Source organism: Ferrovum myxofaciens (assembly GCF_013181415.1).
Lineage (GTDB): Bacteria > Pseudomonadota > Gammaproteobacteria > Burkholderiales > Ferrovaceae > Ferrovum > Ferrovum myxofaciens.
Window position 1 is genome coordinate 1,940,133 of record NZ_CP053676.1, and the last position, 22,684, is coordinate 1,962,816.

The following is a 22,684-nucleotide window of genomic DNA, read 5'->3' on the forward strand; positions in this document are numbered from 1 at the left end:
GATCCTTCGGAGTCTGGGGGAGTTGGTCGGATCGACTTGGAGGAAAGAGTCTTGAATAGCATCGTTAAAAATGTCTTGGCATGGCTTTTCGTAGGATTGGTGTTGATGTTGCTGGTCAGTCAATTCCAGAACCATCAACCGTCGGGCGATGTCCTGAGTTATTCCTCTTTTATCGAAGAGATGAAAGCCGGACATGTCACCAAGGTGATCATCGATGGTCGGGCGTTGCGTGGCGAACGCTCCGATGGCAAACCTTTTACCACTTACACGCCCTCGGATCCATGGCTGGTCAGTGATTTGCTCAAGTATGGCGTGAATGTGTCGGCAAAGCCCGAAGAAGAGCCTTCCTTTTTCATGAACATGCTCATGTCCTGGTTTCCCATGTTGTTGTTGGTGGCGGTCTGGATATTTTTCATGCGTCAGATGCAGGGAGGTGGTCGGGGAGGGGCTTTTTCCTTCGGCAAGAGTCGTGCGCGTATGCTGGATGAAAATACCAACCCTGTGACTTTCGCGGATGTGGCTGGGGTGGATGAAGCCAAAGAAGAAGTGAGCGAGTTGGTGGAATTTTTGCGTGACCCCGGAAAATTCCAGAAATTGGGAGGACGGATTCCGCGCGGCGTGCTCATGGTAGGCAATCCCGGAACGGGGAAAACCCTGCTGGCCCGGGCGATTGCAGGGGAGGCCAAGGTTCCTTTCTTCAGCATTTCCGGTTCGGATTTTGTGGAAATGTTTGTCGGGGTGGGGGCAGCCCGTGTGCGCGACATGTTTGAACAAGCCAAGAAAAATGCCCCGTGCATCATCTTCATCGATGAAATCGATGCCGTAGGCCGCCAACGGGGCGCCGGTCTGGGTGGAGGCAATGACGAGCGGGAACAGACCCTCAACCAGATGCTGGTGGAAATGGATGGTTTTGAAGCGACAGTGGGCGTCATCGTCATTGCCGCCACCAACCGGCCTGATGTCCTTGATCCTGCACTGTTGCGGCCAGGACGTTTTGACCGCCAGGTCGTAGTACCCTTGCCAGACATTCGTGGGCGTGAACAGATCTTGCTGGTACACATGCGCAAGGTCCCTATCGCACCCGATGTGCGGGCCGATATCATTGCACGGGGCACGCCCGGATTTTCAGGGGCGGATCTGGCCAACTTGGTGAATGAATCAGCACTCTTTGCCGCACGATCCAATAAGCGCCTGGTGGACATGGATGATTTCGAACGGGCCAAGGACAAGATCATCATGGGCGCGGAACGACGTTCTCTCGTCATGCCTGAGCAGGAACGGCGCAATACGGCTTACCATGAGTCCGGGCATGCCGTAGTGGCCCGCATGCTGAAACTGACCGATCCGGTTCACAAAGTGACCATCATTCCCCGTGGGCGTGCACTGGGGGTAACCATGCAGTTACCCACGGAAGATCGCTATAGCATGAACCGCGACCAGATCCTGCAAAATATTGCCGTATTGTTTGGGGGGCGTATTGCGGAGGAAGTGTTCATGAATCAGATGACCACGGGAGCCAGCAATGACTTCGAACGCGCCACCGATATGGCGCGTCGCATGGTGACCCAATGGGGGATGTCGACTTCCATGGGGCCTATGGTTTATGGAGAAAACGAAGGAGAAGTTTTTCTTGGGCGGACCATTGCCACCCATAAGAATGTGTCGGAAGCCACGATGCAGAAAGTGGATATGGAAATTCGCCGCATCATTGACGAACAGTACGTCTTGGCGCGGGGCATCATCGAAACTCATCGCACTGAAATCGAGGCAATGACCCATGCCTTGCTGGAATGGGAAACCATCGATGCGGAACAAATCGAGGACATCATGTCCGGACGTCCGCCCCGTCCACCCAAACCGCCTGCGCCAGTAACGCCCAAGGCGCCACCTCCCAGCGCTTCGCCGCCCCCGGCACCCGCCTCCACGGCTCAACCGGCTCAGGGCGTCTGAGTCCAGAGGGGTTTTGTCAGTGTGGATTCCCGGCGCGCCGGGTGGATCACCCAAATCACTCCCCGCAGTACACTGCGGGGAGTTTGTTTTGTCCTTGGCGCAACCTCGTATCATGGGGATTCTCAACGTTACTCCCGACTCATTCTCTGATGGGGGGATGCATCGCGATGCGCTGGCCGCCATAACCTGTGGACAAGCCTTGGTGGCACAAGGGGCTGACCTGATCGATGTAGGGGGGGAATCCACCCGTCCCGGAGCCCCTGAAGTGGAGTTGGCCGAGGAGTTGCGGCGTGTGATTCCGGTCATTGAAGGATTGGTGGATACGTTGAAGGTGCCCGTCTCCATCGATACCCGTCATCCCCAAGTCATGCAGGCAGCCATTCGTGCAGGAGCCACCCTGATCAATGATATCGAAGCTCTGCAGGCCCCCGGAGCCCTTGACTGTGTGCTCGAGCATGAAGTGGGCATTTGTCTGATGCACATGCAAGGACACCCCTTGACCATGCAGCAGTTGCCCCATTATCCTCTGGGGGTGGTAACTGAGGTATGCCATTTTCTTGCGGAGCGGGTTGCTTTATTGGAGCAGTATGGTGTGGAGCGCGCACGCATCCTGATCGATCCGGGGTTTGGTTTTGGCAAGACCCGTGCCCACAACCTGACCTTGCTGCAGCAGTTACCGGTTTTGGTGGATCTGGGGTACCCGGTATTGGTGGGCCTGTCCCGCAAATCCATGCTGGTCGGCCAACCCAGCATTTCCCCGCGCGAACGTCTGGGAGCCAGTCTGGCTGCGGCTTGCTGGGCGATTCAGGCAGGGGCGCATATCCTGCGTGTCCACGATGTGGCTGCAACCCGTCAGGCCGTGGATTTATGGATGAATACCTTGACAGTGGAGGAGCAATGAGTCGTCGTTATTTTGGAACGGATGGAATTCGTGGGCGGGTGGGCAGTGAGCCCATGACCCCTGTGATGATGCTGAATCTCGGGTATGCCGCAGGCACGGTGCTGGCTCAGGGAGCGGCTGCCAAAGAGGATCGTCCGGTGGTGATTATTGGCAAGGACACCCGCATTTCAGGTTACATGATCGAATCGGCCCTTGAGGCCGGACTTTCTGCAGCAGGGGTGGACGTCATTCTGTTGGGGCCCATGCCAACCCCGGCGGTGGCCTATTTGGTTCGGGCCTTGCGTTTACAGGCGGGGGTGATGATCAGCGCTTCCCATAACCCTTTCGAGGATAACGGGATCAAATTCTTCTCTGCCGATGGGATGAAATTGCCCGACAGCGTGGAACAGGACATTGAAGCCCAACTGAATCAACCCTGGTCTTGCCGTGACTCGGCCCAGTTGGGGCATGTCCGCCGCATGAATGACGCCGCAGGGCGTTATATCGAATTTTGCAAAAGTACGTTCCCCTCCAGTCTCGACCTCAAGGGACTGAAACTGGTGGTGGATTGCGCGCACGGGGCAACCTATCATATCGCTCCTTTGGTATTTCACGAATTGGGCGCCGAAGTCATTGCCATCGGCAATACCCCCAATGGCGTCAATATCAATGATCACTGTGGGGCGACACATGTCGACACATTGCGTGAGGCCGTGCGTACCCACCAGGCCGATATGGGGATCGCTCTGGACGGCGATGGAGATCGTCTCATCATGGTGGACGAGACAGGGAAAAGTTATGACGGGGATCAACTGCTTTATGCTGTGGTCAAACACCGTCAATCTTTGCCGGGATTCGCCGGCGGAGCAGTGGGGACCTTGATGACCAATCTGGCTGTGGAAAAGGCCTTCGAGCGACGACGAATTCCCTTTGTGCGGGCCAGAGTGGGGGATCGCTACGTCCTGGAAACGATGTTGGAACGGGGTTGGCTTTGGGGTGGAGAGAGTTCGGGGCATCTGATCTGTCGGGATAAGCACAGCACGGGAGATGGCATCATTTCGGCGCTTCAAGTACTGGCAGCCTTGACCAGCCAAGGGGTGACCCTGGCCAGTTATACCGCCGAAGTGGAACTCTACCCCCAACGCCTGATCAATGTGCGTACTGTCCAGTCGGTGGATTTTAAAACATCTGCACAGGTTCAGCAGGCAGTGACGGCAGCAGAGGAGGATATGGCCGGACACGGGCGGGTACTCTTGCGTGCCTCAGGGACGGAACCCTTGATTCGTGTCATGGTGGAGGGGGAAGATGCCACCCAAGTGGAGCGTTGGGCAGAAACCATCGCCGCCGCTGTGCGCGAGTTGGCAACCTAAATCAGTTCGGGGTCGATCACTGCATGGAGGATGAGTTGGATTTGTCCGTTCCGTTCGCGCTGTGTGAGCCACCAGAGCGCGCCTTTGCGTACGCTCCAGGGGGCGACTTCGCCCGTGAGTAGCCAGGCTGCGGTTTCTCCCAGGGTGGGTTGGTGGCCCACCAGCAGGGTGTAGGGATCAGCAGGCGCAGGCCAGGCGCAGGCCTGCAACAGGTCGCGCGGACGAGCCTGGGTTCCCAGATGCGTCACCGTTTCAAAGTGTCTGGAAAAGGCGCTGGCGGTTTGCTGGGTGCGCTGTGCCGGGCTGACCATAATGCGGGGTTCATGAGGCAAATGGGTCTTCAACCAGCGGGCCACTCGCCGAGCTTGTTGGTGGCCCCGTTCAGTCAGGGCACGAGCAAGGTCAGGAAAACCTTCTTCGGCTTCGGCGTGACGCCATAGGATCAGGTGGGATTGGCTCATGAGGAGGAAGATTTCTGGCTCAAATGCTGCAAGAGAAAGTCATGCACCCGGAAGCACGAACTGCCGCGCCGTGGATGGGTTCGCGCATATTGCCCCTCGCCGTTCATGATCCAGGCTGCGTGGTTGTCGCGCAGATAGGAACGGAGCCCTTCGCTCAGTATTCGTCGTTTGATGCGTGGATCAAGAATGGGGATACAGACTTCGATGCGGCGAAAAAAATTACGGTCCATCCAGTCTGCACTGGCGATGAATACATTGTGGCTTCCTCCATGACGGAAATACATGACCCGATGATGTTCCAGAAAACGACCGATCAGGGAGCGTACCCGAATATGTTCGGATAAGCCTTTGACCCCGGGACGGAGCAGGCAGACCCCCCGGATGATCAGATCGATATGAACCCCTGCCTGGCTGGCTTCATAGAGCGCTTCGATCAGAAGAGGTTCGGTCAGTGCATTCATTTTTGCGATGATGTGGGCTTTATCACCCTTGCGAGCAAACTGGATTTCACGGGCAATGGCCTGCAGGGTTCCTGAGTGGAGGGTGAAGGGGGCTTGCCAGAGATGGCGTAATCGCTCTTGCTTGCCCAGTCCCGTAATTTGCATGAAGATGGCGCTGACATCGGCGGTGATTTCCGGATGGGCAGTAAACAAACCGAAATCGGTATAGGTGCGCGTGGTTCGGGCATGATAGTTGCCTGTTCCCAGGTGGACATAACGCCGTAGTTCGCCTTGCTCGCGCCGAATGATGAGACACATTTTAGCGTGAGTCTTGTACCCGAAAACGCCATAGACCACATGGGCCCCGGCGGCTTCCAACTTTTCTGCCCAGTTGATGTTGGCTTCTTCGTCGAAGCGGGCCAACAGTTCCACCACCACGGTGACTTCCTTGCCTTGGTGGGCTGCCTCGATCAAGGCTTCGATCAACTCGGAGTCCGTGCCGGTACGGTAGACCGTCTGTTTGATGGCCAGTACCGCAGGGTCACGCGCCGCTTGTTGAACAAACTGAATGACGGGCATGAAGGGCTGAAAGGGATGATGCAGGAGAAGATCGCGTTTTTTCAAGGTTTCAATGAGAGGAACTGTTTGATCCAGTTCGCGGGGCAGTTGGGGCTGAAAGGAGGGAAACTTGAGATCCGGCCGGTCAACCAGGTCGGCGACCCGCATCAGGCGCACGAGATTGACGGGACCGTCCACTCGGTACAGATCTGTTTCTTCCAACTCGAAAGTATCAAGCAGGAATTGAGCCATGGTTTCGGAACAATTTTCCGGGACTTCAAGGCGTACTTCATCGCCATACTGGCGATGACTCAATTCGCCTTGCAAGGCGAGACGCAAATCACTGACTTCTTCATCTTCCAGAAGTAACTCGCTGTTTCGGGTCAAACGAAATTGATAGCATCCTTCGACAGTCAGACCATGAAAAAGATCGCCCACGTTGGCATGCAGGATCGAAGATAAAAAAATGAACCCATAGGGGCAACCACAAATTTCTTCGGGCAGTTGTATGAAGCGAGGAAGGGAACGGGGGGCTTGTACGACGGCATGGGTGCAGGGACGGCCAAAAGCATCGACGCCCGAAAGTTCCACGGCAAAATTGAGACTTTTATTGAGGATCCGAGGAAAAGGATGGGCTGTATCCAATCCAATGGGGGTCAATACCGGTTTAATTTCGCGCAGATAATAGTTGCGTGCCCAAGCGTGCTGGGCCTCGGTCCAATGATTGCGACGGTGAAAGCAGATACCCTCTTCTGCCAAACGTGGCAGGACGCGCTCGTTTAATAGATGATATTGATGGGCGACGAGTTCGTGTGCCACGTTGCAAACCAGACGGTAAACCCGTAAGGGGGGCAGACCATCCGGGCCGGTTTTCGTGATGCCTTCGCGAATCTGCTGTTTCAGGCCGGCAACCCGAATCTCAAAAAATTCATCCAGATTGCTGCTGACGATGCACAGATAGCGCAGTTGCTCAAGGAGAGGGGTCTCGTCATCTTCCACCAGGCTCAGGACGCGTCCATTGAATGCCAACAGGCCTAACTCACGATTGAGAAACCGGGACGCTGGTGTAACGGGATTGCTCATAAAGTCAGTCAAGAATGGGAACCGTGGAACGCCTTCAGTGTACCACCCTACGAGTATCAGGAAAACCAATATGATGCGGGCCTGTATTCATCGTCACGAATAATTCATGGCAGGTTCATGGCGGGGTAACAAGGCCAGGGCAAAGTGGGTAAACCTTCGTTCTGATGGAGAGATCCATGACCCAACTTGATCAAAGTCTGCAGAATATTCGTCAACCACGTCTGATATTTCAATATGCCCGCTCTCCTGCGGATGTGCGGGCGGCTCAGCAATTACGTTGGCAGGTCTTTCATGAAGAGATGGGGGCGCACTTGCATTCCCCCGAGGCAGGACTGGATCAGGATCGATTCGATGAACTCTGCGATCATCTGATTCTGCGCGATACGCGTAGTCATGAAGTGGTGGGCACCTACCGGATACTCAACGCGCAGCAGGCGGTGTGGGCCGGAGGATTTTATGCGGAAGAGGAATTCGATTTGACCCGCCTGTCCCATCTGCTACCTCATGTCATGGAGGTGGGACGGGCCTGCGTTCATCCGGATTATCGAAATGGTCTTTCCATTGCAGTGTTGTGGGCAGGTCTGGCCGAATATATCCAGACACATCGAGTGCAATATCTGATGGGCTGTGCCAGCATGACCATGATCGATGGGGGCCATACGGCGGCCTCGCTCTACCGCCAGTTGGAACTTTTTCATGGGGCTCCTGCAGAATGGCGTGTTTTCCCCCGTTGTGCATTGCCTCTGGCGGCGCTCGACAGCACGCGCGTGGTGGAGATCCCGCCGCTCATCAAGGCTTATCTGCGGGTGGGTGCCTATGTTTGCGGAGCTCCGGCGTGGGATGCGGATTTCAACACGGCGGACTGTCTGCTTTTGTTGCCCACGGCAGCCATGGATCAGCGTTATTCCCGCCGCTTCATGAAGGCCTCGGCTGAGGGAAAAACTTCCTTCTGAGGATTCATTTATCCGTGTAAGCACGTTGCCCGGTATGCGCTCAGGCATTATTACCCCAGGCAAGGATTTCCGGACCCGAGTAGTTCATTCGTGCATGATCTGGTAGAGTGGGGTTTTTTGTGAGGGTTGTGGGATATGCCCCAAGGAATCATCGCGGCAGTAGACTTGGGCTCGAATAGTTTTCGTCTGCAGGTGGCACGCGTGGTGCAGGGGCAACCTTATACGCTGGATGCGCTCAAGGAGTCCGTACGACTGGCGGCGGGATTATTGCCCGACAACACGCTGGATGCGGTGACACAGGAACGGGCCTTGGCCTGTTTGCGGCGTTTTGGCGAGCGGTTGCGTGCAGTTCCCCGGGAAGCCATCCGGGTCGTGGGGACCAATACCCTGCGCGTTGCCCAACACGCGGAAACCTTTCTGGAAGCGGCACAGGAAGCCTTGGGTGTTCCCATTGAGATCATTGCAGGTCAGGAAGAAGCTCGTCTGATTTATGTGGGGGTGGCGCATAGTCTTCCCCGCAGTCGATGCCGTCGGTTGGTGGTGGACATTGGCGGCGGGTCTACAGAAATCATCATTGGACGTGGGGTCAAACCGCAGCGCCTGGAAAGTTTATATATGGGGTGCGTCAGTTATACACAGCAGTTTTTTTCCCAAAACAAGGTGACAGAACGTCACTGGACGGCAGCCACTTTAGCGGCGGCCAATGAATTGCAGGCGCTTTCTGCCACCTTCGGGCGGGAGCAATGGGATGAGGCCGTGGGTTCTTCCGGGACGGCTCGAGCCCTGGCTGAGTTGCTGGAATTGAACGGCTTTGTGGGGCAAGGAATTACCCGGGCCGGACTGGCTTTTCTGCGAGAAAAGTTATTGGAGGCCCGCGATCCGCACCATCTGGTTTCCATAGGATTACGCATGGAGCGGGTGCCGGTGTTGCCGGGGGGGCTGGTCATCATGAGTGCGGTGTTCGATCACTTGGGGATCGAACAGATGCAAACCACGGACTGTGGTTTGCGCGAGGGTGTCTTGTATGAGATGCTGGGTCGCCTGAAACATCGGGATGTCCGGGAAGAGACGGTGCGCCATTTCGTCCAGCGGTACCATGCGGATCCGATGCAGGCGGAGCGGGTAGAAAAGTTGGCGCTTACTCTCTACCGTCAGGTGACCACCCGCCCCCAATATGTGCATTATTCCCCTTATCTGCGTTGGGCTGCCCAGTTGCATGAAATTGGGCTTTCCATCGCCCATGGGGGGTACCATCGTCATTCAACTTATATCGTTGATCATGCGGACATGCCTGGGTTCTCTAAAATGGAGCAGGCTATCGTGGGGGGATTGGTCCAGAATCATCGGGGGCGTCTGGTCAAGGGGGCAGAACGGATCACCAATCGGGAAGGTTGGCGCTTGGTGTTGTGTCTTCGTCTGGCGGTGTTGTTCTGTCGTGGCCGCGCACCTCTGGGGCGAACCCCGCGCTTTCGCCTGGCGGATGAGGGGGAGGAGGGGTTTTGCTTGCAACTCAATCCCGTCTGGTTGGCCAGCCATGCCTTGGCAGCCGCCAATTTGGAGAAAGAATGTCAGCAGTGGCAGGCTCAAGGTATTTCCTTGAGGGTGGTTTGACCCGGAAGATTCACGGGGCTGTAATCAATATGTCATATTTGGTAGTTACCCTGTTCCCGTACCCTTGCAATTTTTTCTACGGAGATTTTCATGACGATTCGATTCCTCTTGCGTTCTTGGGTGGCAGCCAGTGTTTTATGGGTGTCGGCTTGGGAAGCCCAAGCAACAGATATCACCGGAGCGGGATCCACTTTCGTCTATCCAGTTTGCGCCAAGTGGGCTGAAGGATTCAGAGTGGCCACTCAAAATAGTTTGAATTATCAATCTATTGGCTCAGGCGGAGGAATCAAGCAGGTGAAAGCCAAAGTGGTGGATTTTGGGGCAACGGACAAACCTCTGACCCGGGAAGAACTGAACCGGAGTTCACTGGTACAGTGGCCGCTCGTGGTAGGTGGCGTGGTTCCTGTAATCAATGTGGAAGGAATTGCCCCCGGACAAATGAAACTCGACGGACCGGTGTTGGCCGACATCTATCTGGGCAAGATCAAACGTTGGAATGATCCGGCCATTCAGGCGCTCAACAAGGGACTAAATCTGCCCGCACGGGACATCGTCGTGGTTTCCCGGACCGATGGTTCCGGGACCACCTTCATCTTTACGAATTACCTCTCCAAGGTCAGTGCCGAGTGGAAAAATAAGGTCGGGAGTGATACGGCCGTCAGATGGCCCACAGGCATCAATGGCAAGGGAAATGAGGGGGTGGCTTCCTATGTGCGTCAGCAGGCGGGGGGAATTGGTTACGTGGAATACGCCTATGCCCTGCAAAACAAAATGAGTCATGTTCAGATGAAGAACCACGAAGGGCAGTTTGTGGAACCGGATATCAAAACATTCAGCGCTGCGGCCAGCAATGCAAACTGGAAACCGGAAAACGGGTTTTACGAAGTTCTGACCGATGAACCGGGAAAAAACAGTTGGCCCATTACCGGCGCCACCTTTGTTCTGATGCAAAAAGTGCAGGAAAACCCGGAGCATGCCAAAACCGCCTTGCGGTTTTTCGAGTGGGCCTACAAGAACGGTCAAAAAGCCGCATTGTCCCTGGACTATGTTCCATTGCCCGATGATGTGGCCAGGTTGATCGAAGCCCAGTGGAAGATGGAACTGAAGGATAGTGCGGGTAAGGCACTCTACTGAGGAGGCTGCAGGAAATTTCTGTGTGGGGAGGGGTCCTTCTCTCCCCCGATTGCGCGATAATAGGAAAACCTCGGTACTGGGGTATAATCGCTCCGTTCCTGTCTTGACATTGTGTCCATGGCCGCCTTATGAACCCTATACCGACCCAACCTGCTGAGCGCGCGCCTGTGCCCGCAGGGCAGGCCCGTGGTTCCGGATATCTTGCCGACCGCTTGTTCGAGTGGATGACCCGCATCTTTGCATTGTTGGTGCTGTTCACTTTGCTGGCGATTCTGGCTTCGTTGGTGGTAACCAGCGCTCCTTCATTGAAAGCCTTTGGTTTTTCTTTCCTGTGGTCCGAAGACTGGGATCCCGTGCAGGATAAGTATGGTGCCCTGATCCCCGTTTACGGAACTCTGGTCAGTTCCTTTGTGGCTTTGCTGATTGCGGTTCCCATCAGTTTCGGGATTGCCGTCTTTCTTACGGAAATGTCTCCTCCCTGGCTTAAACGCCCGCTCGGGACGGCCATTGAATTGCTGGCTGCCATTCCCAGCATCATCTACGGGATGTGGGGACTGTTTTCCTTTGCCCCGATTTTTTCCCGGACGCTGCAACCCTTCTTGATCCAGACTTTGGGCAAAATACCCTTTGCCGGACAACTTTTTCAAGGCCCACCCTTGGGAATCGGTTTGCTGACGGCCAGCATCATTCTGGCCATCATGGTGATACCCTTCATCTCCTCGGTGATGCGTGATGTCTTTGAACTGGTTCCCGTTGTACTTAAAGAATCGGCCTATGGGCTGGGAGCCACCACCTGGGAAGTGGTCTGGCGGGTGGTATTGCCCTATACTCGTGCCGGGGTGGTGGGGGGAATCATGCTGGGACTGGGGCGTGCTTTGGGAGAAACCATGGCGGTCACCTTCGTGATTGGCAATACCCAGCATTTGAGTCCGTCGCTGCTGGCCCCGGGAAACAGTATTGCCTCGTCCCTGGCCAATGAATTTGCCGAAGCGGTGGGCGACCTTTATACCTCTGCGTTGATTGAATTGGGACTACTGCTTTTCATCATTACGACCATCGTGCTGGCTATGGCCAAATTGATGTTGTTGCGCATGGGGCAGCGTGAAGGAACGAGGAGCTGACCATGCGTTACACCACGCCCGAAATCCGTCGAATCTACCGCCGCCGTCAGATGGCCAATCGTTTTCATCTGTTCATGTCGGTGTTTGGCATGGGTTTTGGTTTGTTCTGGTTGACCTGGATTCTCTGGACCTTGTTGTCCAATGGTTTTGAAGCATTGAGTTGGTCACTGTTGACCCATCCGACGCCTTCTCCTGGAGGGGAAGGGGGGCTGGCCAATGCCATTTTGGGGAGCATCATGATGTCCGGCTTGGCAACTTTGATTGGAACACCGGTAGGGGTACTGGCCGGGACCTATCTGGCCGAATATGGTCGACGGGGCTGGTTGGCTCCCACGACCCGTTTCATCAATGACATTCTGCTCAGCGCCCCCTCCATCGTTCTGGGGTTGTTTATCTATACCGTGTATGTGGCCCATGCTCACCACTTTTCAGGGATTGCCGGCGCTCTGTCTTTATCTTTGATCGTGGTTCCCGTGGTTGTCCGAACCACCGACGATATGTTGCGCCTAGTGCCGGACAGTCTGCGCGAAGCCGCCATTGCGCTGGGAGCACCCCGTTGGAAAATGGTGGTGATGGTGTCTTATCGGTCTGCCAAAAGCGGCATCGCCACGGGCGTGTTGCTGGCGGTGGCGCGCATCAGCGGTGAAACGGCTCCTCTCTTGTTCACTGCGCTCAACAATCAGTTCACCACCTGGAACATCAATGAGCCGATGGCCAATCTGCCGGTGGTGATCTTTCAGTTTGCCATGAGTCCCTACGATGATTGGCACCGTCTGGCCTGGGGCGGGGCCATCCTGGTGACCTTCAGTGTGTTGGCAATCAATGTGCTGGCGCGTTTGCTGTTCCGTCAAAAAAGTTTTTGAGCAGGGGTTTCATGAGACATTCCGAGGTTTTCAATCTTTCTTCCATCGCGCCTGAAGTGCGTATCGCCATTCGTAATCTCAATTTTTACTACGGCCGCTTCCATGCGTTGAAGAATGTCACCATGGATATACAGACCAACAAGGTGACGGCCTTCATTGGTCCTTCGGGATGTGGTAAGTCCACTCTCTTGCGGACCTTCAACCGTCTGCATGAACTTTATCCGGCCAATCGAACTACAGGTCAAATTCTGCTGGATGGCAAGAATGTTTTGGACCATCGGGAAGACCCCACTTTATTGCGGGCGCGTGTGGGGATGGTTTTTCAGAAACCCACGCCGTTTCCCATGTCGATTTATGAAAACATTGCTTTTGGTGTGAGATTGTATGAAAGGTTGACGTCCGTGGAAATGGACGAGCGAGTGGAATGGGCTCTGAGCAAGGCGGCGCTGTGGCCCGAGGTGAAAGATAAGCTGCGCCAGAGTGGTAATGGGCTTTCCGGGGGACAGCAGCAGCGTCTGTGTATTGCCCGTTGTATTGCCATCAAGCCCGAGGTGATCCTGCTGGATGAGCCCTGCTCTGCGCTTGATCCTATTTCTACGGCGCATATCGAGGAACTGGTGCATGACCTGAAGAGCGATTACACTGTGGTCATGGTTACCCACAACATGCAGCAGGCCGCTCGAGTTTCCGACTATACCGCCTATATGTACCTGGGGGAATTGATCGAGTTCGATGAGACGGATCAAATCTTTACCAAACCCAATCAGAAGGCGACGGAAGATTATATTACCGGGAAATTCGGTTGATCTTCGGATTTGCGGTGCCAAGACCATTGCAAGGAACGCCATTTCAAGGCATCATCCTGCCCAGACATTTATTTCATGCAAGGTTTGGAACAGCTCATGCGTAAAAAACTTATTGCAGGCAACTGGAAAATGCACGGTTCTCGTGTAGCAAACGAGATATTGGTAAGGTCACTGCTGGCAGAACCGGCTTTGGAGCCCTCCGTTGAACTGGTGGTTTTGGTCCCTGCTCCCTATCTGGCCCAGATGCAGCAGTTGTTGGGTGATTCAGCCTGTGCCTGGGGAGGGCAGGATGTTAGCGACCAGGAACGCGGTGCTTTTACCGGAGAGGTGGCGGCTTCCATGTTGCGCGAATTCGGATGCCGGTATACGGTGGTAGGACATTCGGAACGGCGTCAACGCCATGGTGAGACCGATGTTCAGGTGGCGGCCAAGGCGCAACAGGCACTGTCTCAGGATCTGATTCCCATCCTCTGCCTGGGAGAATCCCTGGAGCAACGGGAGGCAGGAAAAACGGCGCAAGTGATGCGCCATCAATTGGGCGTGCTTCTGGACGTGTTGGGGGAAGCCGGCATGGTCCGTTCGGTACTGGCCTATGAACCCGTCTGGGCCATTGGTACAGGACGAAGTGCAACCCCGGCGCAAGTTCAGGAAGTCCATGCCTGGTTGCGCCAGCAGTGTGCCGAAGTGTCGCCGGGGTTGGCTGAAAACATCCAAATTCTCTATGGCGGTAGCGTCAAAGGTGCCAACGCGGTAGAATTGATGGCCTTGCCTGATGTGGATGGGGCACTGGTGGGGGGCGCTTCCCTGGTGGCGCAGGAATTTTTGGCGATCGCGCGCGCAGCCGCGAAAGCAAGTCAAAGGACTGAGTAATGGAAACGGTGGTTTGGTTCGTACATGTGGGGGCCGCACTTGGAATTATCGGATTGGTTCTCATGCAGCATGGTAAGGGCGCGGATATGGGCGCAGCCTTCGGGAGTGGTTCTGCGGGGGGATTGTTCGGTGCCTCGGGCGCATCGAATTTTCTGAGCCGCAGCACCGCGGTACTGGCGGCAGTGTTCTTTTGTACCAGCATGCTTCTGACCTGGTATTCAGGGCACGGTAACAAAGGGGCGAGCGTGATGAGTGGAGCCAATGCGCTCAAGGCTCCTGTGGTTTCGACGCCAGCAAATGGGGTTCCCACAAAATCCAACGAAATTCCAAAATAAGGTACACTGGTACCCCCCGGTCAAAGGGGATGAGTTTTAAGCCGATGTGGTGAAATTGGTAGACACGCCGTCTTGAGGGGGCGGTGGCGAAAGCCGTAGCAGTTCGAGTCTGCTCATCGGCACCATGGAATGATCGTGAACGGTTTGGCAGAGGTTTCTGTCAAATGGAAGTAATGGTGTCATAATGACCCACAAAGGAGGTCGAGTTTTCGGTTTGGAACTCGACGGGGCTTACCCGGCGGCAGTATGGGGAAGTGCTCAATGATAATAATCGCACCCGCCCTATGAGGGGGTGCAGGAAACATTGCGAGTATGTGATGTCACAACATTATTTACCGGTATTGTTGTTCATTCTGGTGGGCGTGGGCGTGGGCGTGGTCCCTGCGGCTCTGGGTTGGTTCTTGGCGCCCCATCGTCCCGATCCGGAAAAGAATTCCCCCTACGAATGTGGCTTCGAGGCCTTTGAAGATGCACGGATGCGTTTTGATGTGCGCTATTACCTCGTGGCGATTCTCTTCATTTTATTTGATCTGGAAATTGCCTTCCTCTTCCCTTGGGCCGTGGTGCTGAAAGATATTGGTGGGTTTGGTTTTCTGGCCATGCTGGTATTTTTGGGGATATTGGTGGTGGGGTTTGCCTACGAGTGGCTCAAGGGCGCACTCGAATGGGAATGAAACAACGATTGCCGGGTTGATCCATCAGGGAGGGGAACATGGCACTGGAAGGCGTGCTCAAGGAAGGTTTTGTCACCGCAAGTCTGGATACGGTCATCAATTGGACCCGTACGGGTTCCCTTTGGCCCATGACATTCGGGTTGGCCTGTTGTGCGGTAGAGATGATGCACGCTGGCGCGTCCCGTTATGATCTGGATCGCTTTGGGATTGTCTTCCGCCCCAGTCCCCGTCAGTCCGATCTCATGATCGTGGCCGGGACGCTCTGTAATAAAATGGCGCCTGCCCTGCGCAAGGTATATGACCAGATGGCTGAACCCCGCTGGGTTATTTCCATGGGGTCCTGCGCCAATGGCGGGGGGTATTATCACTATTCCTATTCGGTGGTGCGTGGCTGTGACCGTGTGGTGCCGGTGGATGTCTATGTGCCCGGTTGTCCTCCCACGGCAGAAGCCCTGTTGTTTGGTTTGATCCAGTTGCAACAAAAGATTCGTCGTACTCAGACCATTGCGCGGGTGGCCTGATGAGTTTGCTGAATCGTGTTGAAACATTGGCAGGCGTGCTGAGTCATGCTTTTGGCGAAGTTCTGGAAGAATCCTCGATTCAGCGGGATGAACTGACCGTTCGTGTCAGCACTGAGCATTGGCTGGCAACGGCTCTGCGCCTGCGTGATGAGTTCGGTTTCGAGCAACTCATAGACCTGTGCGGAATGGATTATTCCACCTATCCCCACTGGTCACGGCCTCGCTTCGGGATTGTGGTGCATCTGCTCTCGATTCAGCATAACCTGCGCCTGCGCATCAAGATAGCGTCGCCGGAGGGGCCTGTTCCTCTGGTGGAATCGGTGGTCACGGTATGGTCTGTGGCCAACTGGTTCGAGCGGGAAGCCTTTGATCTGTTTGGCATCGTTTTTTCCGGGCATCCCGACCTGCGTCGCTTGCTGACGGATTATGGTTTTGTGGGACATCCCTTCCGCAAGGACTTTCCCGTTTCCGGATTCGTGGAAATGCGTTATGACCCGGAACAAAAGCGGGTCATCTATCAACCGGTCAGCATTCCACCGCGTGAAGTGATTCCACGCAAGACGCGTCCGGAACATTATGGGGATACGGCATAATGGCTGAAATACGTAACTACACCATGAACTTTGGTCCCCAGCACCCTGCGGCACATGGGGTGTTGCGTCTGGTTCTGGAACTGGATGGCGAAGTGATTGAACGGGCCGATCCCCATATCGGTCTTCTGCACCGCGGGACAGAGAAGTTGGCGGAAACCCGTACCTTCCTGCAAAGTGTGCCCTACATGGATCGTCTCGACTACGTATCCATGATGTGCAATGAACATGCCTATGTTCTGGCCATCGAGAAATTGTTGCAGGTGGATGTGCCGATCCGCGCTCAATATATTCGCGTCATGTTCGACGAAATCACCCGCATCCTCAATCACTTGCTATGGATTGGGGCGCATGCATTGGATATCGGAGCCATGACGGTGTTTCTCTATGCTTTCCGTGAACGGGAAGATCTGGTGGATTGCTATGAAGCTGTCTCCGGAGCCCGTCTGCATGCGGCCTACTATCGCCCCGGTGGGGTGTATCGGGATTTGCCTGAACGCATGCCCCAGCACCTGGCCAACAAGGAAGTGCGGGGCGGACGTTCGGATGCCAAAGCACAACGTTTGAACCGTAATCGTCAGGGTTCATTGCTGGATTTCATTGAAGATTTCGTCGAGCGTTTTCCGAATTATCTGGATGATTACCATAATCTGTTAACCGACAACCGAATCTGGAAGCAACGGACGGTGGGGATCGGGGTCGTGACGCCAGAACGTGCGCTGTCTCTGGGCTTTACAGGGCCCATGTTGCGTGGATCAGGGGTGGCCTGGGACTTGCGCAAGAAACAACCGTACGAAACCTACGCTGAGATGGATTTTGACATTCCGGTGGGGGTGAATGGCGATTGTTACGATCGTTATCTGGTGCGGATGGAAGAGATGAAACAATCTAACCGTATCGTTCGCCAATGCATCGACTGGTTGCGTCGTAACCCGGGGCCGGTCATCACCGATAACCACAAGGTAGCGCCGCCTTCGCGGGAATCCATGAAAGAAAACATGGAAGAGTTGATTCACCATTTCAAACTCTTCACCGAAGGCATGCATGTGCCACCGGGAGAAACCTTGGCCAGTGTGGAAGCACCCAAGGGTGAATTTGCCATTTATCTGGTTTCCGATGGAGCCAACAAACCTTACCGTCTCAAGATTCGGGCCCCCGGTTTTGCCCATATGGCGGGTCTGGATGAAATGTCACGTGGGCATATGATTGCAGACGTGGTGGCCATCATCGGGACCCAGGATATCGTTTTCGGAGAAGTGGACCGCTGATCATGCTGAGTACGGAATCCAAACAACAGATCGACCGCGAAGTCGCCAAGTACCCCGCGGACCAGAAACAGTCGGCAGTGATGTCGGCCCTGCGTATTGCTCAGGTCCAATATGGCTGGCTGTCGAAGGAAGTCATGAACAGTGTGGCTGAGTATCTGGGCATGCCCGCCATTGCGGTGTATGAGGTGGCCACTTTCTATGAAATGTACAACCTCAAACCCATGGGGCGGCACAAATTAACGGTGTGCACCAATCTGCCCTGTGCGTTATCGGGTTCCACGGAGTTTTGTGACCGGCTCAAGGAAAAACTGGGCATCGGTTTTGGCGAAGTGACAGCGGATGGCGCCATTGGTCTCAAGGAAGGACAGTGTTTCGGGGCCTGTGGTGATGCGCCGGTACTTTTGGTGGACAACCATACCATGCACTCTTTCATGGATGAAGAAAAACTGGATACTTTGCTCAAGGAGTTGAAGTCATGACCGGCGTCATTCTCGAGGGGCTCGATCGGGATCGGACCTGGTCGCTGGAACACTATCTTCAACGGGGGGGTTACGAAGCCCTGCGCAAGATTTTGACGATGCCCATGACTCCCGAGCAGGTTGTGGATGAAGTCAAGAAGTCCGTGTTGCGTGGCCGGGGCGGAGCAGGTTTTCCGACGGGCCTCAAGTGGACCTTCATGCCCAAGAACTATGTGGGGGACAAGTATGTGGTGTGCAATTCGGATGAAGGAGAACCGGGTACCTTCAAGGATCGCGACATCTTGCGCTATAACCCCCATGCCTTGATCGAAGGGATGATCATTGCGGGGTATGCCATGGGTGCGACCCGTGGTTATAACTATATTCACGGTGAAATCTGGGAAGTCTATCAGCGCTGTGAAGAAGCCATTGATCAGGCCCGTGCGGCAGGCTTCCTGGGACAAAATATCCTGGGTTCGAAATTTTCCTTCGACTTGTTCAACCATCATGGTTATGGGGCCTACATATGTGGGGAGGAAACAGCCCTGCTGGAATCCCTGGAAGGCAAGAAGGGCCAACCCCGTTACAAGCCCCCCTTCCCCGCCACCTATGGACTGTACGGCAAACCAACCACCATCAACAACACGGAAACCTTTGCCTGCGTGCCCTGGATCATCCGCAATGGGGGCGAAGCCTTTTTGCAGTTGGGTAAACCAAACAATGGCGGCACCAAGATTTTTTCCGTTTCGGGGCATGTAACCCGACCGGGTAATTACGAAGTTCCTTTGGGGACCCCTTTTTCCACCCTTCTCGAAATGGCTGGCGGAATGCGGGGGGGGCGGAAGATCAAGGCGGTCATTCCAGGGGGGTCCTCCATGCCGGTTTTGCCCGGAGACCTGATGATGCAATTGGACATGGACTATGATTCCCTTTCCAAGGCGGGTTCCATGCTGGGTTCCGGAGCAGTGATCGTGATGGATGAAACCACCTGCATGGTGCGGGCACTGGAACGTTTATCCTTGTTCTATCATGAAGAATCCTGTGGACAATGCACCCCTTGCCGGGAAGGCACAGGCTGGTTGTACCGGATTATCCATCGCATCGAGCATGGTCAGGGACGCCAGGACGATTTGGACTTGTTGCATTCTCTATCCAATAATATTCAGGGGCGCACCATCTGTGCCCTCGGCGACGCTGCTGCCATGCCGGTGCGTAGTTTCGTGACCCATTTTCGGGATGAATTCGAATACCACGTTACCCATCGGCGTTGCCAGGTGGGGGCGGTGAGCGATTCTCAAGAGAAGGCAGCCTGATATGGCATTATTGAACCTCGAAATCGACGGAAAACCTACCCAGATCGAAGCCGGGCGTACCGTCATGGATGCGGCCAGGCAACTGGGGATCAAGATTCCTCATTTCTGCTATCACCGCAAACTGTCCATTGCCGCCAATTGCCGGATGTGTCTGGTTCAGGTGGAAAAGGCACCGAAACCTTTGCCGGCCTGCGCCACCCCAGTGACCGAAGGGATGAAGGTACATACCCATTCACCTTTGGCCGTGGAGGCGCAGAAGGCGGTCATGGAGTTTTTGCTCATCAATCATCCCCTCGACTGTCCCATCTGCGACCAGGGTGGCGAATGTGAGTTGCAGGATATCAGCGTGGGCTACGGCGGCGGAGCTTCGCGTTATCAGGAAGCCAAACGGGTAGTCTCCAACAAGGATCTGGGTCCGCTTATTTCCACCGACATGACACGTTGCATCCTGTGTACGCGCTGTGTGCGTTACGGTCAGGAGATTGCCGGGATCATGGAACTGGGCGTCGGTGGACGGGGAGAGCACTCGGAAATCCTGGCGTTCATGGATCTGACCGTGGATTCGGAGGTTTCAGGCAACGCCATCGACCTCTGTCCTGTGGGCGCACTGACCAGCAAGCCTTTTCGTTTTGCGGCCCGTTCCTGGGAATTGACGCGTTTCCCGTCGGTGAGCCCGCACGATGGATTGGGGACACAGATCGAGGTACAGGTCAAGATGCCCAACGACGTGGTGCGTGTGCTTCCACGTAAAAACGACGACATCAACGAATGCTGGTTGTCCGACCGCGATCGATTTTCCTATCAGGCGTTGCACAGCGCTGATCGGCTGCTTCATCCCCAGGTCAAGCGGGACGGACAGTGGACTCAGGTTACTTGGGCCGAAGCCTTGCAGTGCGTGGTGGATGGTTTGGAAAAGGTGCGCCATGACAGCGGGGGCGAAGGGATCGGTGCATTATTGAGTCCTCATCAAACCCTTGAAGAACTTTATTTGGCGCAAAAGTTGCTGCGTGAATTGGGTTGCCATAATATCGATCATCGCACCCGTCAGGTGGATTTTTCTCTCGACGCCCTGCAACAAGGGACACCCTGGCTTGGCATGGCGATTGCTCACTGGTCAGATCTGCGGGCAGTTCTGGTGATTGGGTCGGTGTTGCGTCAAGAGCAACCTTTGCTGGCGGTGCGTTTGCGGCGCGCGGCCCGGTCCGGGGCGCAGGTACATCGGGTGGCGGCGCGCAATGAGGATTGGGCCATGCCCGTGGCGGCAACCCTGCTGGGCAAACCCAGCGAATGGCCGGCACTGCTCGGTGAAATACTGAGTGCCGTGGCCCAACAAACAGGCATCCCTCTGCCTGAAGATTTATTGCCTTTGACCACCACGACACCTTCGCCCGAGGCTTTGGCCTGCGCGTCCAATCTGCTGACGGCGCAGGGAAAATCAGCGGTGGTATTGGGGCAACTGGCTCAACAACATCCCGATTATGCGACACTCTATCGTTTGGCCCAGGTGTTGGGCGAAGTGACGGGGGCTTCCTTTGGACAATTGGCGCTGGCTGCCAATACGGTGGGGGCTGCGCTGGCTGGGGCCTTGCCTCAACGCGGGGCCTTTCATACCCATGCCCAGACGGGGTTGGATGCCCAGGCGCAATGGCGCCAGCCGCGCCAGGCCTATGTGGTGATGGGGTTGGAACCCTCTCTGGATTGCGCGGACCCCACCCTGGCTTTGAAAGCGTTGCGTCAGGCCGAGACGGTGGTGGCCCTGAGTGCCTTCAAGGGGGATGCGGAACAATGGGCAACGATCATGCTACCCATTGCACCTTTTACTGAATCTGCCGGAACCTTTGTCAGCATGGAAGGACGGGTACAATCCTTCAATGGCGTGGTGTCGCCCCAGGGTGAAGCGCGTCCAGCCTGGAAAGTCTGGCGCGTGCTGGGTAATCTGCTGGATTGTCCAGGTTTTGCTCAGGAAACCCTTGAGGAAGTGCGTACGGAAATTTCACCGGATCTGCCGCTGGTCTGCCGCGAAGCACTCAGCAATCAACTATCCCAGGCGCCCGTTCTAAAAGTTCGCGCCTCTCTGGGAACCGTGGAACGGGTGGGCGAATTACCCGGTTACCATGCTGACCCACTGGTGCGACGTGCGCCTGCATTACAGGAAACCGCCCTGGCAGGGGACATTCGGGTCATTCTGCATCCTGCCCAGGCAGCCAGTTTGGGTTTGAGGGAGGGACAATCGGTGCGGGTTCGACAGGGTGAAGGCAGTGTAGTTTTGCCCGTGACCCTGGATGAAACATTGGCGGAGGGGTGTGCGGTGGTGCCTATCGCCCATCCGCTCTGCGCGTCATTGGGCGAGGCCATGGGCATGGTCGTACTGGAGGGGGCATGATGGATACGCTTCAAGCATTCTTCGGCCCGCTCTGGCCACTGGTCTGGACGCTGCTCAAGATTCTGGCCATCGTGGTACCCATGATGGGGGCAGTAGCCTATCTAACCTTGGCAGAACGCAAGGTCATCGGCTTCATGCAGATCCGTATCGGTCCGAACCGGGTGGGGCCATTCGGATTGCTTCAGCCCATTGCGGACGGGATCAAGTTGTTGATGAAGGAAATCATCATTCCCAGTGGGTCCAACAAGTTTCTCTTCGTACTGGCTCCCGTACTGGCCATTATGCCCGCTCTGGCGGCTTGGGCTGTGGTGCCCTTTACCCCGGATCTGGTATTGGCCAATGTGGATGCCGGACTGTTGTACATCTTGGCCATCACTTCCATGGGAGTTTATGGTGTGGTGCTGGCTGGTTGGGCTTCCAACTCCAAATATGCCTTCCTTGGGGCCCTGCGTTCTGCAGCCCAGATCGTGAGTTACGAAATCGCCATGGGATTTGCTTTGGTGACGGTACTGATGATGTCCCACAGTCTCAATTTGGTGGATATCGTCAAGGCTCAGCAAGGAAGTCTGGGGCTCCTGCAATGGAACTGGATTCCGCTTTTCCCCATGTTCGTCATTTACGTCATTGCAGGGACGGCTGAAACCAATCGGGCGCCCTTTGACGTGGCTGAAGGTGAATCGGAAATTGTGGCGGGGTTCCATGTGGAATACTCCGGTATGGCCTTTGCCATCTTTTTCCTGGCCGAATACGCCAACATGATTCTCATTGCCGCACTGGCATCCCTCATGTTCATGGGCGGCTGGTTGTCGCCGGTCTCCTTTCTGCCAGATGGAATTCTGTGGCTGTTTGCCAAGATGAGTTTCATTTTGTTCCTGTTCCTGTGGTTCCGGGCAACCTTTCCGCGCTACCGCTATGATCAGATCATGCGTCTGGGCTGGAAGGTTTTTATTCCTGTGACTCTGATCTGGTTGGTGATCGTGGGCCTGCTCCTGCAGGAACCCCTGCGCGGTCTTCCCGTGCTCAATCTTTGGTTCCATTGAGG

21 protein-coding genes and 1 tRNA gene are annotated in these 22,684 nt (G+C 55.4%); 20 read left to right on the top strand and 2 right to left on the bottom strand.

Features of this window, described 5'->3' with window-relative positions; all coding sequences use genetic code 11:
• Positions 1-105 precede the first annotated feature (105 nt).
• From ftsH to glmM, 3 genes are all read left to right on the top strand, one after another.
• Complete coding sequence (gene ftsH / locus HO274_RS09480) at positions 106-1,950, top strand: ATP-dependent zinc metalloprotease FtsH (protein WP_411463677.1); 1,845 nt, start codon at positions 106-108, stop codon at positions 1,948-1,950.
• 112 nt (positions 1,951-2,062) lie between these two features.
• Positions 2,063-2,851 (top strand): dihydropteroate synthase, encoded by a 789-nt coding sequence (gene folP / locus HO274_RS09485; RefSeq protein ID WP_273144005.1) that lies wholly within the window; start codon positions 2,063-2,065, stop codon positions 2,849-2,851.
• Complete coding sequence (glmM, locus tag HO274_RS09490) at positions 2,848-4,200, top strand: phosphoglucosamine mutase (protein WP_062187232.1); 1,353 nt, start codon at positions 2,848-2,850, stop codon at positions 4,198-4,200. Before folP ends, glmM begins: the two co-directional genes overlap by 4 nt.
• Here the strand turns inward: glmM and HO274_RS09495 are convergent.
• Together HO274_RS09495 and ppk1 are read right to left on the bottom strand one after the other, a co-directional pair.
• Positions 4,197-4,661 carry a SixA phosphatase family protein gene (locus tag HO274_RS09495; protein WP_031595523.1) on the bottom strand — a complete coding sequence of 155 codons (465 nt, stop codon included), beginning with the start codon at positions 4,659-4,661 and terminating at the stop codon, positions 4,197-4,199. The genes glmM and HO274_RS09495 overlap by 4 nt on opposite strands.
• Entirely contained in the window at positions 4,658-6,742 is a 2,085-nt protein-coding gene (ppk1, locus tag HO274_RS09500; protein WP_031595521.1) for a polyphosphate kinase 1, read from the bottom strand. Before ppk1 ends, HO274_RS09495 begins: the two co-directional genes overlap by 4 nt.
• Positions 6,743-6,918: 176 nt before the next feature.
• Here ppk1 and HO274_RS09505 point away from each other — a divergent pair, with 176 nt between their 5' ends.
• The 17 genes from HO274_RS09505 (at position 6,919) to nuoH (ending at position 22,682) form a co-directional block, all read left to right on the top strand.
• Positions 6,919-7,695 (top strand): GNAT family N-acetyltransferase, encoded by a 777-nt coding sequence (locus HO274_RS09505; RefSeq protein WP_031595520.1) that lies wholly within the window; start codon positions 6,919-6,921, stop codon positions 7,693-7,695.
• Positions 7,696-7,830: 135 nt separating this feature from the next.
• A complete protein-coding gene (gene ppx, locus HO274_RS09510) occupies positions 7,831-9,306 on the top strand; it encodes an exopolyphosphatase (protein WP_031595517.1) in 1,476 nt (491 codons plus the stop codon).
• 90 nt (positions 9,307-9,396) lie between these two features.
• Positions 9,397-10,440: a phosphate ABC transporter substrate-binding protein PstS gene (pstS, locus tag HO274_RS09515; protein WP_031595516.1), complete on the top strand. Its 1,044-nt coding sequence runs from the start codon at positions 9,397-9,399 to the stop codon at positions 10,438-10,440.
• Between the two features lie 128 nt (positions 10,441-10,568).
• A complete protein-coding gene (gene pstC, locus HO274_RS09520; RefSeq protein WP_031595514.1) occupies positions 10,569-11,561 on the top strand; it encodes a phosphate ABC transporter permease subunit PstC in 993 nt (330 codons plus the stop codon).
• A gap of 2 nt (positions 11,562-11,563) precedes the next feature.
• On the top strand, positions 11,564-12,424 hold the full coding sequence (pstA, locus tag HO274_RS09525; protein WP_062187236.1) for a phosphate ABC transporter permease PstA: 861 nt from the start codon (positions 11,564-11,566) through the stop codon (positions 12,422-12,424).
• An 11-nt stretch (positions 12,425-12,435) separates the two neighbouring features.
• A complete protein-coding gene (pstB, locus tag HO274_RS09530) occupies positions 12,436-13,230 on the top strand; it encodes a phosphate ABC transporter ATP-binding protein PstB (RefSeq protein ID WP_031595511.1) in 795 nt (264 codons plus the stop codon).
• 96 nt (positions 13,231-13,326) lie between these two features.
• Positions 13,327-14,100 carry a triose-phosphate isomerase gene (gene tpiA, locus HO274_RS09535; protein ID WP_031595509.1) on the top strand — a complete coding sequence of 258 codons (774 nt, stop codon included), beginning with the start codon at positions 13,327-13,329 and terminating at the stop codon, positions 14,098-14,100.
• Positions 14,100-14,435 (top strand): preprotein translocase subunit SecG, encoded by a 336-nt coding sequence (secG, locus tag HO274_RS09540; protein WP_031595508.1) that lies wholly within the window; start codon positions 14,100-14,102, stop codon positions 14,433-14,435. The genes tpiA and secG overlap by 1 nt, the downstream gene beginning before the upstream one ends.
• A gap of 40 nt (positions 14,436-14,475) precedes the next feature.
• Positions 14,476-14,560, top strand: a tRNA-Leu gene (locus HO274_RS09545).
• Positions 14,561-14,752: 192 nt separating this feature from the next.
• Positions 14,753-15,109 (top strand): NADH-quinone oxidoreductase subunit A, encoded by a 357-nt coding sequence (locus HO274_RS09550; protein WP_031595506.1) that lies wholly within the window; start codon positions 14,753-14,755, stop codon positions 15,107-15,109.
• Between the two features lie 38 nt (positions 15,110-15,147).
• Positions 15,148-15,630: a NuoB/complex I 20 kDa subunit family protein gene (locus HO274_RS09555; protein WP_031595505.1), complete on the top strand. Its 483-nt coding sequence runs from the start codon at positions 15,148-15,150 to the stop codon at positions 15,628-15,630.
• A 5-nt stretch (positions 15,631-15,635) separates the two neighbouring features.
• Positions 15,636-16,223, top strand: coding sequence for an NADH-quinone oxidoreductase subunit C (locus HO274_RS09560; protein WP_031595503.1), 588 nt, complete (start codon positions 15,636-15,638; stop codon positions 16,221-16,223).
• A complete protein-coding gene (locus tag HO274_RS09565) occupies positions 16,223-17,488 on the top strand; it encodes an NADH-quinone oxidoreductase subunit D (protein ID WP_062187238.1) in 1,266 nt (421 codons plus the stop codon). Before HO274_RS09560 ends, HO274_RS09565 begins: the two co-directional genes overlap by 1 nt.
• A gap of 2 nt (positions 17,489-17,490) precedes the next feature.
• Positions 17,491-17,967, top strand: coding sequence for an NADH-quinone oxidoreductase subunit NuoE (nuoE, locus tag HO274_RS09570; protein ID WP_031595500.1), 477 nt, complete (start codon positions 17,491-17,493; stop codon positions 17,965-17,967).
• Entirely contained in the window at positions 17,964-19,259 is a 1,296-nt protein-coding gene (gene nuoF, locus HO274_RS09575) for an NADH-quinone oxidoreductase subunit NuoF (protein WP_273119093.1), read from the top strand. The genes nuoE and nuoF overlap by 4 nt, the downstream gene beginning before the upstream one ends.
• 1 nt (position 19,260) lies before the next feature.
• Entirely contained in the window at positions 19,261-21,642 is a 2,382-nt protein-coding gene (nuoG, locus tag HO274_RS09580; protein WP_062187240.1) for an NADH-quinone oxidoreductase subunit NuoG, read from the top strand.
• Positions 21,639-22,682 (top strand): NADH-quinone oxidoreductase subunit NuoH, encoded by a 1,044-nt coding sequence (nuoH, locus tag HO274_RS09585; RefSeq protein WP_062187242.1) that lies wholly within the window; start codon positions 21,639-21,641, stop codon positions 22,680-22,682. Before nuoG ends, nuoH begins: the two co-directional genes overlap by 4 nt.
• Positions 22,683-22,684 lie beyond the last annotated feature (2 nt).

Coding starts and splice junctions, on each gene's coding strand:
- tpiA (WP_031595509.1), top strand. CDS start 13,327: ATGCGTAAAAAACTTATTGCAGGCAACTGGAAAATGCACGGTTCTCGT.
- pstS (WP_031595516.1), top strand. CDS start 9,397: ATGACGATTCGATTCCTCTTGCGTTCTTGGGTGGCAGCCAGTGTTTTA.
- HO274_RS09565 (WP_062187238.1), top strand. CDS start 16,223: ATGGCTGAAATACGTAACTACACCATGAACTTTGGTCCCCAGCACCCT.
- ftsH (WP_411463677.1), top strand. CDS start 106: ATGTTGCTGGTCAGTCAATTCCAGAACCATCAACCGTCGGGCGATGTC.
- HO274_RS09505 (WP_031595520.1), top strand. CDS start 6,919: ATGACCCAACTTGATCAAAGTCTGCAGAATATTCGTCAACCACGTCTG.
- nuoH (WP_062187242.1), top strand. CDS start 21,639: ATGATGGATACGCTTCAAGCATTCTTCGGCCCGCTCTGGCCACTGGTC.
- pstB (WP_031595511.1), top strand. CDS start 12,436: ATGAGACATTCCGAGGTTTTCAATCTTTCTTCCATCGCGCCTGAAGTG.
- secG (WP_031595508.1), top strand. CDS start 14,100: ATGGAAACGGTGGTTTGGTTCGTACATGTGGGGGCCGCACTTGGAATT.
- pstA (WP_062187236.1), top strand. CDS start 11,564: ATGCGTTACACCACGCCCGAAATCCGTCGAATCTACCGCCGCCGTCAG.
- pstC (WP_031595514.1), top strand. CDS start 10,569: ATGAACCCTATACCGACCCAACCTGCTGAGCGCGCGCCTGTGCCCGCA.
- nuoF (WP_273119093.1), top strand. CDS start 17,964: ATGACCGGCGTCATTCTCGAGGGGCTCGATCGGGATCGGACCTGGTCG.
- HO274_RS09495 (WP_031595523.1), bottom strand. CDS start 4,661: ATGAGCCAATCCCACCTGATCCTATGGCGTCACGCCGAAGCCGAAGAA.
- folP (WP_273144005.1), top strand. CDS start 2,063: ATGGGGATTCTCAACGTTACTCCCGACTCATTCTCTGATGGGGGGATG.
- nuoE (WP_031595500.1), top strand. CDS start 17,491: ATGCTGAGTACGGAATCCAAACAACAGATCGACCGCGAAGTCGCCAAG.
- nuoG (WP_062187240.1), top strand. CDS start 19,261: ATGGCATTATTGAACCTCGAAATCGACGGAAAACCTACCCAGATCGAA.
- ppx (WP_031595517.1), top strand. CDS start 7,831: ATGCCCCAAGGAATCATCGCGGCAGTAGACTTGGGCTCGAATAGTTTT.
- ppk1 (WP_031595521.1), bottom strand. CDS start 6,742: ATGAGCAATCCCGTTACACCAGCGTCCCGGTTTCTCAATCGTGAGTTA.
- glmM (WP_062187232.1), top strand. CDS start 2,848: ATGAGTCGTCGTTATTTTGGAACGGATGGAATTCGTGGGCGGGTGGGC.
- HO274_RS09555 (WP_031595505.1), top strand. CDS start 15,148: ATGGCACTGGAAGGCGTGCTCAAGGAAGGTTTTGTCACCGCAAGTCTG.
- HO274_RS09550 (WP_031595506.1), top strand. CDS start 14,753: ATGTCACAACATTATTTACCGGTATTGTTGTTCATTCTGGTGGGCGTG.